This is a genomic window from Luteococcus sp. (assembly GCF_043424415.1).
In the GTDB taxonomy this organism is placed as follows: Bacteria; Actinomycetota; Actinomycetes; order Propionibacteriales; family Propionibacteriaceae; genus Luteococcus.
Window position 1 is genome coordinate 1 of sequence record NZ_JBHWOO010000180.1, and the last position, 13,311, is coordinate 13,311.

The 13,311-nt window shown below is 63.5% G+C and carries 13 protein-coding genes; 3 read left to right on the forward strand and 10 right to left on the reverse strand.

The window, feature by feature from the left end:
- Positions 1–349 precede the first annotated feature (349 nt).
- From ACHFFZ_RS10570 to lanKC, 10 genes are all read right to left on the reverse strand, one after another.
- Positions 350–1,003: a hypothetical protein gene (locus tag ACHFFZ_RS10570; protein WP_394276587.1), complete on the reverse strand. Its 654-nt coding sequence runs from the start codon at positions 1,001–1,003 to the stop codon at positions 350–352.
- Positions 1,004–1,079: 76 nt separating this feature from the next.
- Positions 1,080–2,303, reverse strand: a complete 1,224-nt coding sequence (locus ACHFFZ_RS10575; protein WP_394276588.1) for a sensor histidine kinase — start codon at positions 2,301–2,303, stop codon at positions 1,080–1,082.
- A 12-nt stretch (positions 2,304–2,315) separates the two neighbouring features.
- On the reverse strand, positions 2,316–3,149 hold the full coding sequence (locus tag ACHFFZ_RS10580) for a hypothetical protein (protein WP_394276589.1): 834 nt from the start codon (positions 3,147–3,149) through the stop codon (positions 2,316–2,318).
- On the reverse strand, positions 3,146–3,910 hold the full coding sequence (locus ACHFFZ_RS10585; protein WP_394276590.1) for an ABC transporter ATP-binding protein: 765 nt from the start codon (positions 3,908–3,910) through the stop codon (positions 3,146–3,148). The genes ACHFFZ_RS10580 and ACHFFZ_RS10585 overlap by 4 nt, the downstream gene beginning before the upstream one ends.
- A gap of 16 nt (positions 3,911–3,926) precedes the next feature.
- On the reverse strand, positions 3,927–5,684 hold the full coding sequence (locus ACHFFZ_RS10590; RefSeq protein WP_394276591.1) for an ABC transporter ATP-binding protein: 1,758 nt from the start codon (positions 5,682–5,684) through the stop codon (positions 3,927–3,929).
- A 76-nt stretch (positions 5,685–5,760) separates the two neighbouring features.
- Positions 5,761–5,898: a hypothetical protein gene (locus ACHFFZ_RS10595; RefSeq protein WP_394276592.1), complete on the reverse strand. Its 138-nt coding sequence runs from the start codon at positions 5,896–5,898 to the stop codon at positions 5,761–5,763.
- Between the two features lie 46 nt (positions 5,899–5,944).
- Positions 5,945–6,058, reverse strand: coding sequence for a SapB/AmfS family lanthipeptide (locus ACHFFZ_RS10600; RefSeq protein ID WP_394276593.1), 114 nt, complete (start codon positions 6,056–6,058; stop codon positions 5,945–5,947).
- Between the two features lie 174 nt (positions 6,059–6,232).
- Positions 6,233–6,346, reverse strand: a complete 114-nt coding sequence (locus ACHFFZ_RS10605) for a class III lanthipeptide (RefSeq protein WP_394276594.1) — start codon at positions 6,344–6,346, stop codon at positions 6,233–6,235.
- 22 nt (positions 6,347–6,368) lie between these two features.
- Positions 6,369–6,482 carry a SapB/AmfS family lanthipeptide gene (locus ACHFFZ_RS10610; RefSeq protein ID WP_394276595.1) on the reverse strand — a complete coding sequence of 38 codons (114 nt, stop codon included), beginning with the start codon at positions 6,480–6,482 and terminating at the stop codon, positions 6,369–6,371.
- 5 nt (positions 6,483–6,487) lie between these two features.
- Positions 6,488–9,163 carry a class III lanthionine synthetase LanKC gene (gene lanKC, locus ACHFFZ_RS10615; RefSeq protein WP_394276596.1) on the reverse strand — a complete coding sequence of 892 codons (2,676 nt, stop codon included), beginning with the start codon at positions 9,161–9,163 and terminating at the stop codon, positions 6,488–6,490.
- A 342-nt stretch (positions 9,164–9,505) separates the two neighbouring features.
- On the opposite strand from lanKC, the gene ACHFFZ_RS10620 reads away from it, so the two are divergent.
- From ACHFFZ_RS10620 to ACHFFZ_RS10630, 3 genes are all read left to right on the forward strand, one after another.
- Positions 9,506–10,201, forward strand: coding sequence for a response regulator (locus ACHFFZ_RS10620; RefSeq protein WP_394276597.1), 696 nt, complete (start codon positions 9,506–9,508; stop codon positions 10,199–10,201).
- Complete coding sequence (locus ACHFFZ_RS10625) at positions 10,198–12,246, forward strand: prolyl oligopeptidase family serine peptidase (RefSeq protein WP_394276598.1); 2,049 nt, start codon at positions 10,198–10,200, stop codon at positions 12,244–12,246. The genes ACHFFZ_RS10620 and ACHFFZ_RS10625 overlap by 4 nt, the downstream gene beginning before the upstream one ends.
- Positions 12,247–12,881: 635 nt before the next feature.
- Entirely contained in the window at positions 12,882–13,205 is a 324-nt protein-coding gene (locus ACHFFZ_RS10630; RefSeq protein WP_394276599.1) for a transposase, read from the forward strand.
- Positions 13,206–13,311: the final 106 nt, after the last annotated feature.

Consider the following 13,311-nt stretch of genomic DNA (forward strand, 5'->3'; position numbering starts at 1 on the left):
ACTGACCGGAGATGACGATTGAATTCGGTCTGCCTGTGGAAGCTGGGGCCCGCAATAGCTGTTCGCGCCCTGTCACGGCGTTACTCGTGGGGTTGCGGATGTCTCTATTCTTGGCCGCTCGGCCAAGACGCCGAAAGAATCCCCACGGTCATGCCGTGGGAGTCGACGCACCTGCGTGACGCCTCGAAGTGGATGCCGATCGGATGATCGTCTTCACCCGGCATCGACTCGCAGTCACTCGTCGGCAGAGCAACATCGCGCGCGCGTTCGCGGGCGCGGTGCCCACGCGGGTAATCCTGCAGGAGCCAACAATCGTTGGTCGCCAAGAGCGGGTTGTGGAACATGTTCTTCACCGGTCCCCGGACTCGTGGCGCCTCCGCAGGCGCTCCATGGATTCCCACCCCAGCTTCATTGAGTTGTAGCCGACTAATAGAAGCAGGGCGAGAGATCCGAGTGCCATTGCAACGGTCGGCAGCGACTTGGCCAACGCGGTGACGACGCCTGCCGCAGCAAGGGCCGCCCCCAGCTCCACCCCACGGTGACTGCCTTGGATGGCGAAGGCGATCGCGAGGCCGACGATCATGGCCGCCAGACCAAACGAGGCCGCCTGCGGCATCGTAGGACCCCGTCCGGTAAACATATCCACGATCCCCACATGCAAGCACAACAGGAGAACTGCCAGCATGGCGAGGACGAGGGACAGAATCCGGCTCTGGCCCATGCTGCTCAACCCGCTGCCCAGAGGGGTCGCATTCACCATCCGCGTCCAGAGCGGGGCCAACGCGAACAGCGCTGTGCACAAAATGAGGACGGACGGCATGGCCATTACCGAAAGAGCCCGGCTGGCCACCGATTCCCCATGCCTACCTCCGGCCTCCCGGGTGACGATCACGGTCGGCATGCTCGACCACTTCATGAACGCGTACACGCCCATCGTCACAAGGCACGCCAGTGCGACGACATATCCAGCCAGCGGCTGCCCGGGCCTGGATGATCCGACCATGGTGGACTCCTTTCACGTCCCTGCAGCGTGTCACACTCTTTCCTGGTGCGCATCGTCCAATGGTCGGCTATTAGGGTCATTCTTTAGTGGGCATCATCTCCAAGCGGGGAAAGCGCGCCTCGACGCGCCATCCCAACGCGGTGGGTCCTGCGGAGGCTGATCCGCCAAGCAGGCGCGCCCTCAGCTCCATGCCGCGTACCCCCGCCCCGCCCCCACTGACGCCACTGGATGGCTCTCGGGCGTGCGTGTTGTCGACACGGATGATCAACTCGTCCGGGCCGTTCGCGATCGTCACGGTGATGTCGGATCCCGGCGCGTAGCGGATGGCGTTCGTTAGCGACTCTTGGACGATCCGGTAGCCGGCGAGCTCGACGGCGGGGGTGGTGGTGGACAGGTCACCAGTTATCTGCAGCTCGATGCGTGGCGCGATGCGGCGGGTGTTGTCCACCAGTACCTCCACATCGCGGAGTTGCGGCTGGGGGGCCATGGGCACGTCCGAGGGATCCGCCACCCACTGCGCGATCTCCCGCAAGCTGATTGTGGCCCTCCCGGCTTCCTGCTCGAGTTCCTTCAGCAGCAGCGCAGCGCGATCGGGGTGCGACGCCACCGCCCGTCGAGCCAGCTTCGCGTTGAGGAGCACCGCGGTCAGGTGGTGGGAGGCAACGTCGTGCAGTTCCCGAGTCATCTGGTCCCGCTGGTCCTGGAGCGCTTCGGCGAGCGCGGCCGCCCGCTCCCGACGCTCCAAGAGCAGGAGGTGTTCGGCGAGTTCGCGCCGCTCAGCCGACCACTGCAGCCACGCTCCGGCCGCAGCTGGAGCACCGAGAAAGATGACGCTGGTAAGAGTTCCGATCAGGACCCGCGATGACGCGGTCACACCGCCCGCCGGCCCGCAGTAGGGCACGATCAGATACAGGATGATCATGACAGCCATCGCCTGTCCGACGCCCGCCAAAGTCTTCACTACGTTCGGTTGGTGGCCGACGATGAACGCGAGGGGCATGTACAGCAGCAGTTGCGTCAAGGATGGTTTCCCCAGCAAGAAGGCTCCCAACACGGCGCTGTAGTGGAAGACGCAGAAAACCAGAAGGGGTCGGTGTCCCAGGGCGAGGAATCCGATCACTCCCAAGATGACAACGACCACGACGAACAGCACGGCGTAGGCGTCCATCCGGGCCGATTGGGCGACTGCCATGAGGATCGTCAGGAGGCCACACGACAGCACGCTGGCGGCGGCCACCGACGAGCGCGCGGCCACGTCCGACGACTGTGCTCGCTCACCGGCCCCCACGATGGGCTTCACTTGGAGATTCGTCTAGGCGGGGACGAAGGAAAGCTCTTCACGCGTGAAACTGTACGCAGCCGTCAACACGCTCACCAGCGCCCATGTGCCGCTGGCCGCCAGCGCCACCCAACCCGTAGCGCCCAGTTCGACGGAGTGAGCGGCGGAGGCGAGAGGGAGGAGGTGAAACGCTTGGGGTACGCCGGCCACGTTGCCAAGTGCCTGCATGGTCGACTCGACCCCGACGAGTACGCCCAGCCCCACAAGCAGCGGGGCCTGACGACGCACCAGGAAACCCAGGCCAGCTCCGAGGCAGCCGCACAAGGTCAACGCGGCAATTCCGCGGAATTGCAACGCGAGCACCTGCAGCCCAGTGAGGTGGAGGCTGGCATGTTGTGCAGCCAAGCCGCACCGCAGGATGAGGAAACGCACGAAGGCGATTCCAGCAGAAATGAGTAGCGCGGTCAGCGCAACTGCGGCCACCTTGTCGGCCAGCAGCCGCTGCCGCCGCGGCTGCGCAATGAGGGTGGCTGCCATCGAGCCGTACCGGTATTCCCGCACCACGAACAGCCCACCTAGGGCAACGAGACCCAATGCGACGATGCTCGTGCCGCCGCTGGCTCCCGTCGGATCGAGGGCGATACGTTGCATGTCGACGGTGTCGATCGAGAGCTTCGACAGAGTCTCTGGGGACATGTGTTGCGCTTGGGTAGCGTTGGGCACCACGGCATTCAACTTGATGAGGGCGCGAATGGCCGCTATAGCGAAGACCTCGATGGTCGCCAGCAGGATCGTGCCCACAGCGAGTGCAGCCGCCGCGAGAAAGGCAAGCCGCCCCTTTCTCATTCTCATCAACTCGACCTTCATGTCCGGACCCTCTCGTTCGTCTGCGTGGCGTGATAGAAGTCCTCGAGATCGTCCGGGCATGTGTCGGACATGGCGACGACGCGGCCACCACGGATCACGACCACAGCATCGACCAGTCGTTGCATTTCACTCAGGATGTGGCTCGTGATGAGAACCGTCCCCCCGTTTGCGGCGAATCGCCGCAGAAACCCTCGTAGCCACTCGATACCTTCTGGATCCAGGCCGTTGGCGGGTTCGTCCAGGACCAAAATTTTCGGCGAGCCCACCAAGGCGATGGCCAGGGCCAGTCGCTGACGCATGCCCAAGCTCATCTGCCCGACCTTCGTCTTGCCGCACCCCGGCAGCCCCACCTGGTCCAGCAACTGTTGCGTACTCGCGGGGCCGCTGCTCACACTAGCCATGGCCTGCGCGAGTTCTAGGTGGTCATTGGCGCTCCTCCCTGGTTGAAGACCGGCGTTCTCACACATAGCGCCGAGGATTCGCGCAGGACGCCCGATCTGTCGATAAGGGACTCCTTCCACCAAGGCTTGGCCGGAATCTGGCTCGGCCAAGGCCAACAGGCACCGCAACGTTGTTGTCTTGCCGGAGCCGTTCGGCCCCACCAGTCCTGTCACAGCGCCTCTTCGAGCCACGAACGTGATGTCGTGGAGGACCGGGTCACCCCCCAAGCTCTTGCTCAGCCCGCGAACAACGATGGGGGCTTCTGGGGTGACGTCGTGTAGGCGCGTCGCGTTCACGAAGCTCTGTTCGTCGATGGTCACTGTTGTCTCCTCACGCTCATGCGGCTTGGGGAGCCGCCAGGAGCTCTTGAAAGCTCGTGTTGCAGTCAGACAGCTCTTCCAGGAGTCCATCCCCGGCGACTTGCCCTTGGTTCAAGATCAGGACTCGGTCTTCAGGGTTGAGGCGCTCCACGCCATGTGACACGACGACGAGAGCCCGGTCTTTGCTGAACTCGTCCAGGATCGCCGCCAAGCTGCGCCGTGTCGCGGGGTCGAGATTCGCGTCGGGTTCGTCCATGAGCACCAGCTCGGCATCGCTGAGCAGTACCTGAGCCCATGCGATGCGTTGGCGCTGGCCGCCAGAAAGGCTCACCCCGGCCTGCCCCAGGTCGGCGTCCAAGCCGAAGTGGCTCTTGCCGAGCAAGTCGGTGAGCCCGACCTTGTGAAGCACCCGGGTGAGGGTGTCGTCGTCCCGATTGGCCCCACCCACCAAGAGGTTGTCTCGGAGGGTGCCGCTGAGGATGGAGGCCTCCTGAGGCACCAGCGCTAGACGGCGGCGGTAGTCGAACATCTCGAGCTCCTCGATCGGGACCCCCTTGAATCGAATCTGCCCACTCGAGGGTGTGTAGAACCGCTCAACCAGCTCCAGCAATGTGCTCTTGCCGGCACCAGAGCGACCCAGCACGGTCAACCGTTCCCCGACCTGGAGGCTGAAACTGACGTATTGGAGTGTCGGCACCGACTCCTCGTAGCCGAAGGTGACCGCGTCGAACTCCAGCAGAGGGCTACCCTCGGTCGGCACGGGCCTAGCAGTTACCTGGGCGTCCGCCTCCGTCTCGACGAACTCAATCTCGTGGCACCTGCGCAACGCACCCAGCCCAACTTGGGTCTGAGTCAAAGCTCCGCCCAGGGCACCAATGGGAACGATGATCATGAACATGTACATCAGGTACGCCAAGAAGCCCCCCAGGGTTAGCGCCCCCTGCGCGAGACGCTGCGTGCCCACGATGATGACCGCAGCGATGGCCGCTTGGACACAGACGTTGAGCGCCGGCTGGATCCAGGCGGATAACCTCGTGATCCTCATCGACGTCCGGTAGACGCCTCGCGATGAATCGATCAGGTGTCTGAGCTCGCTCGACTGGGCATTCGTGGCTTTGACGATGCGGAGAGCCGCGAGAACCCTGTCCACGCTCACGGAGAACGATCCGAGCGATTCCTGCACCTCGGTCGACATCCGATTGGCGCGACCTGTCACGGTCAGTACGAGCACGAGTCCTATGACGAACGACGCCGCAGTCACCGCGAAGAGGAGCAGATCAGCGGTCACCATGAAGGCTGCCATGCCTACGATCATGATCAGCGATCCGAACACGGGAAGGACGCCGGCTGCCAGGAATTGCTTCACCATGAGGCTGTCCACAGTGGCTCGTGACAGGAGATCTGCGCTGTTGGAGCGGTCGCGCTCTTCGACGGTCATCTCGACGTAGCGCTCCGAGATGCGCGAACGTAGCTCGTGGGCAACCGCCTCCGAGCCGCGCCCAGCCAAGTAGGACTGCACGGCAGCGATCACCGTGGCGGTCGCAACCAGCGCTGCGAGCTGTTCGACGGTTCGGGTGGCCAGTTGACCTTGGATGCCGTCGTTTACGGCCTTCTGCAGCAAGCGTGGTTGAAAAATGGTCACTACCGCGGAAATGACGGACAGAGCTACGGCGGCCGCCAGTACACCCCGGTGGCCCTTGGTGAGTTGGGCCACGTACTGGAGGAGTGTGGGTGGCGCATCCGGGACATTCCCGGGATCGAGGCGCGTGGGCATGGACGTATCCTTTCTAGAGCGGTGGTTGCGGGATCGTGCGTTGGTCCCGCAACCACCGTCCTTTGACTTGCGATCGTCAGACGGTGAGGCAGAGCGCCACCGAGGCCAGGCTGACCGAGCAGATCGAGCAGCTGGCGAAGCTCACGACATTGCAGGTGCGCGCGTCGTCGGATGTGCCGACCTCGGCGTCCTGTAGCTGGAGAACGAAGTTCATTGTTGTCACCTCCTTCGCATGCTGTAGACCGACTGTGGATTGGGAGTCAGCACCACCAGGCGCTGACGCTGCTGCCGCACAGGAGCAGGCTGGTCGTGCTGCCGATCCGGTGTGTGTCCTCGTCGCTGGCGTACGACTGGAGGAAAAGGATGTCCGTCATTGGATTCACCTCCTTCGATGTACCGAGCGCGTTTTCAGCAGACCGCGGCACTGAAGCTGCTCGCGCAGCCCACGAGGCTCCAGGTGCTCCAGAAGCGCTCGTCGTTGTGGTCGGCATCGGCGGCCTGGAGGCTCAAGATGAAGTTCATTTCTGTCTTCTTTCGGGTTTGTTGGGTCAGCAGACGATGACGCTGGTGGTGCTGAAGCAGAACGCCCAGCTGTTGGTGCTCGGTGAACGATCCTGATGCGTCTCGTTGGCCAGGGTCTGGAGTTCGAGGATGGTGGACATTCGGGTCTTCCTTTCGTGGGGGTCAGCAGAACAGCCAGCTGGTGTTGCTGTAGCAGAGCCAATTCGAGTTGGTGCTGGGGCTGCGATGATCGTTCTTGTCGGCAGCCAGTTCCTGCAGTTCGAGGATCGATGCCATGTTTCTCACCTCCCTTCGGTTGTCGTGGCGATCCCGCTGAGATGCGGGCTGCTTTGGGGGGACCAGCAGTCCAGCAGGAACGCGGCCGGCTCCACACGTTCGGAGCCAAGGCACCGCTTCGCGTAGATGCGCAGCGCGGCTAGGACGCCTGCGCTTCCCGTGGAAAGGTCCGTCGAGAGACGCATCAGCTGCTCGCCTGGGAACACGATCCCGTTGCGACGCACTAGCGCGTGGGTGCCCAGCCGAGTCGCTTCGCGTTGCAAGGTCTCCAGGCTCGCCACTTGCGCATAGGGGGTGTCCAGGATCCGGTCGATGAACATCGTGAACCCCGCGCGGCCGTTGAACAGGTTGCTCTGGATGGCGAACGGCGGAACGATGTTACGTTCGATCCCTTGCAGCACATGGACGAGCCCGTCGTCCTCCCTGTTGCGGAGATACCGCATGATCGCGAGGCCCACACCCATGGATCCGGTTGCGATGTAGGGCAGCACACGCCAGCCTTCGTTGAGCTGCAACGATCCGTCAGAAGTGGGGGTCAGGAGCTCCACCTCACGACGCAACACGAAGTCGGCGCGATCGAGGTCGTCGGTGTCCCTGGTGAACTCGTAGCTCGCGAGCCAGAACATGGCCTGGCCGGCCATGCCCCACATCAGCCCACCCTTACCCACCGCGGCGGTGGCGTAGCCACGCACGTCGCGCACCATCGCCGAGCGATCCTCGCCGAACCGTTCTGCCATGACATCGTGGATCTGCGCGATCGACGAGGCATGGCGGCGAGGTTCGCCCTGGCAAAGGGCGTCGTCCATCATGCTGATGCCAATCCCGGACAAGCCGGAGTACATGTCGCTCGTGAGACGAGAGAAGTCGGTGCTGGCCAGCCGCTGGTAGAGCCGATTGGCAGCAGCAGGTCGATCCAACCGGGCCAGCGCCCAAGCCGCGCCGGCGATCCCATCGAAGAACCCAACCGACATCTGTTGGGGGTTCTCGGCCGCGTCTTCGATCCAGTCCAGGACCTCGTCCCGGCGTTGCGCTTCCGGATAGGCGACCAACACCCCCGCCGCTCCCGTGGCTATCCCGAAGCCCCCTTCGCTGAACTGTCGGACGTCTCCGGGGTACACACGGTCGGATCGCGATAGGTCCACGGAATCGTCGATGCCACGCCCGATGGCACGGTCGATGTCCGTCATGTGCATGGGGCTGTCGATGGCCCAGTTGTCGCGCAGTTCGCGGACCCGACGTGCGCCGCTACTGAGGTGGCTGGTCGATGCAGGCAGGTCCATGTCGGTGATGATCGAATGGCAGTAGTCCTCATCCAGCTGGAACGTCTGGCGGGCCTGATCGACCATTGACGCCAGCTTCGAGGAATCCAGCGGTAACACGACAGTGAGCGGCAGGAACATAGCCAGGCGCATGCACGCCAGAGAGTACAGATCGGCGGCGACGCCGGTCCGGCCGTCTTCGGCGACGTAGCCCGGGGCCCCAGCTGGGGCGATATTCGTCTCACCCACCTCGTATGCCATTTCGAAGTCGATGAACCGAGCGCGACCGTCGGGCGTCACGATGATGTTGTTCGGGTGCAGGTCCCCGAACACAATTTCCCGGCTGTGGAACAGCCTCACCGCCTCCTCGATCTGGGAGAGGAGGCCGACAGCCCACTCCTTGTACTCGATGAAGTCATCGTCGGTGGCGTTGCCCCTAATGGTGGGAGACCTCAGCACCATCTCTTGGTTCAGCGTGGTGCCCTCGATGAGCTCCTCTACGAGGAAGTGATGACCTCCCGCCTCGAAGCAGTGGTGCAGCTTCACCACCGCTTCCACATCCGACAGTCGGCTCAGAAAGTCTTCCTCCTTGCGGAGACGCTCAACCGCATCCCTGCCATCCGGACCCAGGCCCGCGAAGGGGCGAGCCTCCTTCAGCACCACCGCATCGCCTCCCTCGGAGGGGATGGCCTTGTAGATGCCGCCGCCGTTGCTGAAGTGGAGTGCCTCGACGACCTGGTAGGGAAAGTCCTCGGGACGGGCACTGCTCCCCAACAGATCAACCTGCTCCTGCACGAAAGCCGGCAGGGTCACCCACTCCGGGGGGCGGAACACCGGCTGGCGCTCGTCCGGAACGAGCTGCCCTTGGGGGTGGTGGATGGCTGGGACCATCTCGTCGCTGTCGGAGCGCACGTACATCGGCTTGAAGCCGCCGTAGCGGCAGTAGAGTGGGCCGTTACGGAAACGAATGTCACTGAGGATGTACGGACCGGACTCCCCGCCAATGATGTCGTCCAGTTCGTGCAGGATCCGGGAGCATGCCTGCTCCGAGTCGGGGTAGATGGTGATGAACTTCCCGCTCCCCCCGCGGTGAGCGTACTTCATGTTGGATCGTTGCATCTCTGCGCTAGTCGGCAGGTACTTGAACGAGATCGATTCGCGATGACAGTAGAGGGCCACCGCATCCAGGATCTTCTGCGCGTTTTCCATCGTCGCCGAGACGTGGATCTTCCACCCCTGCTCGACGAGGTTTGGCTCCTGGGGCATGACATAGCACCAGCCGTTCGACACCTCGATCCCCCACGCCCCCCACGACACCTGGCGGGGGAGCTCGAAGCGGCGTTGGCGCGTCGCCTGGCCGACCCGAGCCACGTCGTAGAACGCGGGATCAGCGAAGCAGTAGGCGATGTACTTCATGTCCATGTCAGGTCTCCAAGGTGGAAATGCCGCGTTGTATGAGATGAAGCTCTCCCGGCCGTCAGAGCCAGTCAATGGGGGATTATTCCGGTAGCGAACGGCTCCTAATCCACGATCGAGGAAGTAACACTCCTAGCCAAACAGCGTTTGAAAGCTGCCGTAAGCGGGCGTGGAGGCCGTGGGGATTGTCGCTAAGTAGGGCATACGAATGGCACCAAAGGAGTAGGGGACCTCCCGGATCCATCGACCTTTGGACGGCACCGACGCGGCCGCCCAACCGTGACGTCTTGACGCGCCGCTACCCACCAGAGAGGCTCAGTGCGACGGCGACTCGACACCGGAGGAACAGTGGACAAAGCGTTAGACAACGAAGCGATCACCGTCGTCGTCGCGGACGATCAGCCGATCATCCGCCGAGGACTACGCCAGTTCTTGGCCGACGAGCCTGACATAGAGGTGATCGGTGAAGCATCGACCGGGCGCGAGGTCATCGCCCTGTGCCGAGAGCTGCACCCGCAAGTTGTGCTGATGGATCTACGCATGCCCGAAGGAAGCGGACTCTGGGCCACCAAAGAGATCCTCGCCCGGGAGACATCCACGAAGATCCTGGCCGTCACCACATTCGAGCTGGACGAGTACTTGTTCGCAGCGATGGACCTCGGCACGAGCGGCTTCGCCAACAAGGACATCGACCTCGATGACCTGCCGGATGCAGTCCGGGTGGTAGCAGCCGGCGGCTGCTGGCTGAAGCCGCGGCTAGCTGCCCGCCTCGCAGCCGAGTTTTCCAACCGCCGCCCAGCAGGAGCCAGACCAACGGACGACAGATCCCCCAGCATCTTGAGCCCCCGCGAGCAGGAAGTGTCGGCCCTTATCGCCGAAGGGCTCACCAACCAACAGATCGCCCGTCGTCTGGGACTCGAGACGACGACCATAAAGGCACATATCAGTTCAGTGTTCACCAAGCTGGACATGAACAATCGCGTGCAGATCGCATTGTGGGCTCACGATCACAACTTGCGCGCCGCGACTGGGGGGCTGGGATGAGCGTCGGCGATGCGTCGCGGACCATCCATGTCTTGGGCAGGGTCTGGCAGGACCCGTGGGACGGATTGCGCGACCACCCATCGTTGCTTCGACGAGAACTAGACCAAGAGAACCAAGCAGCGAGCGACGCGCTGAGCAGCATGACAGACACCGTGGCCAGATTGGCGGCGAGGCACCCCGCATGGCAGCTCTTGGCCTCAGAGTTGCCACCCGCCCAGGCGCTCGGCGACTTCTGGTACCTGCCAGTGGTCGATGACAAGGCCACGGTCCCCAGGATCGTGCGTACGCCCCGAAGCGATCCGATGCCCACGCCCGGCGATATCAAGAGCGGAATGCCGCACGACACAGCCCTCGATCTGCCACGCCTGATCGGCAAGCAAGCGCTGGGCAGTGTCGCCTTCAGTGTCGACGGGAGCCTTGCAGCGTGGACAAGCGACAGCTCCGGGGCCGAGCGTTTCACCCTCAACATCATCGAGGTGTCCAGCGGACAGGTGCTTGTTCCACCTGTCGATGGGTGTGGACCAGGCATCTGGCTGGCACCCGATGGGCGGTCGGCCTACTGGATGGAACTCGACGCACTCCAACGCCCCTGGCGCTTGATGCACCTCGACATCGACACGCACGACAGAGAACCAGTACTTGAAGAAATGGACCAGACCCGTCGCCTCCGGGCACGCCTTGCCGCCGACAACTCTCACATGGTGATCTCGTCGGTGGCGCGAGGAACAAGCAATCACTGGATCCTCCCACTGAAACCTGGGGGCATGGTCACCCCCGTCCCGCCACCCGTAGGGAGCCACTTGGCCACCGTGGACGTGGGCTGTCTGGGGGGCAAACCGGCGATCTTCTCGCTTGTCTCGAACGACAGCCACCCAGGCGATCGGTTGATGGTTCGACCGATCGACTCTTTGGGGGGTTGGATCCTCCTTTACGATGCGGGAGAAGATACCCAACTCACACCACCATTGCTGCTGCGCGACCATGTGGTCCTCGGTTGCAAGGATCACTCTGGGGACAGCCGTCTACTCGTCCGATCGACGCACCGCAACTCTGTTTGGCGTCAATTGCCGGCCGACCCCCACGCCACCCTCGCGGTAGCGCAGACACCCCCGTGGGACGGTTCCAGGCTCACGGTGTCGGTCACCTCGTACGTGCAGCCCCCAACGATGGGCCACATCGAACTGTCCAGCACGGAGCTTGACGTCCAACTGCCGTACGCCGTGGGTGGACCCTACAGCGTGGAAGAGATGCACGTGGCCGCCGGCGATGGCGTCCAGATCCCGGTCACTGTTCTCAGCAGGCCAGATCGACTAGACGGGCCCGCGCCGTGCGTCATCACTGCCTACGGCGCGTACGGGGTGAGTCAACGCCCCAGCTACAACCCGGTGATCACCAGCATGCTCGATGCCGGAATGGTCTACGCGGTTGCGCACGTCCGGGGCGGCGGGGAGGGAGGCCGGGACTGGCACACCGCTGCCACTGGGTTGCGGAAAAAGACAACGTTCACGGACTTCATCGCTGTGGTCGAGTACTTGGTTGCCAACGGCGTCGCGGACCGCAGGCGCATCGGGGCGCACGGCGGCAGTGCCGGAGGGCTGCTGATAGGCGCCGTCCTGAACATGCAACCCGATCTGCTGGCCGTTGCCGCCGCGAGCGTTCCCTTCGTGGATCCCGTGACGACCATGCTGCACCCAGAGCTGCCCCTGACCATTTCGGATAGGCCCGAGTGGGGTGATCCTCTGACCGACCCCGAGACGCTCGACTACATGCTGTCCTACTCCCCCATCCACAACATCATCAAGGGGCGCACCTATCCCCCCATCCTCGTCACAGCCGGCCTGGACGACTCACGTGTGAGTCCCCTCGAAGCGTTCAAGTGGGTTCGTGCGCTCAGGAGGGACGCCTCCGGAGGACCCTTCGTGCTGCGGATTCGTGACGGGGGTCACGTGGGCGGCGCCGACATCGCGGAGTCCATCGGCGCGATCCTCACCGAATTCACCTGGCTGGCGAGCCACCTGGGGGTGGAGCTCGCACCGCCTGGGTGAGGCGAACTGCCAGGGATGTTGGGCAGCCATATCGGCGGTCTTCACGGCATGGCCGAGAGCAGCTGTGAGGCCAGCAAGATCCGTGCATCCGACAGGCGGTGGCAGGCATGTCGCAGCGCGTCTTCGACACCGCAGTTCTCATGCCCACCCTTGCGCGTGGACAGTTTCCTTCCGACAAGTGAGTTCACCACCCGACTGACGAACCGAGAGACTCGGGCCCGCGACGGCCATCTCATGCGTGTTATCCCACGAGATGGAAGAGAACGGGGAGTGCACCTTGGCGCCCCCGGGGACAATCGTTGGCGGAGGGGACGACTGCTCGGCACGTGATGGTGGCTGTGCGGCTTGGTGAGCACTCCGGCGGGCGGTCTTCAACCAACCTAAGGCCCTGTCGGGTGCTCCGATGCCATCTTGGAGTCATACGCTGATGTCCACACTGGATCATCCACCAAGTGATGGGGTAAGGATGAACATGCAACTGCTGGAGGCTGGCGTCTCCCATGACCTCGACACAGTACACGTTGCCCAGTACTTCCTGTGGCTGGACGCGCAACGCCCTGAGCCGGACGGGACCCAGCCGAAGCTGAATCGCCCCGGGATGTCCGGAGACTCCGAACTTTGGGAAGGTTGGAGTCATGCCAGGCAACACGAACAAGCGCTACCCGGCTGAGTTGAAGACCCGGGCGGTGCGGATGTATCACGAGACCCGCCCGGACTACGAGGGCGACTGGCCCGCGATGATCAAGGTCGTCGAACTGGTCGGAGTCTCGACCCCGGAAACCCTGCGGCGCTGGGTCCGTCAGGACGAGGTCGACCAGGGCCAGCGCCCGGGCCTCACCAGCGAGGAGTCGGCCGAGATCAAACGTCTGAAGCGGGAGAATGCGGAACTGAGAAGAGCGAATGCGATGCTGAAGGCGGCATCGGCTTATGTGGGTGATCGGTGTCAAGCGGTGGCGTGATCGAGGTCTTCGAGTAGGTGGGTGTAGATCTCGGTGCGGCGGGTTTGTCCTTTGGCGCAGGCGTCGTTTCGTTGGGCGATGAGGGTGGGCCGGTGCTGGTTGGTGG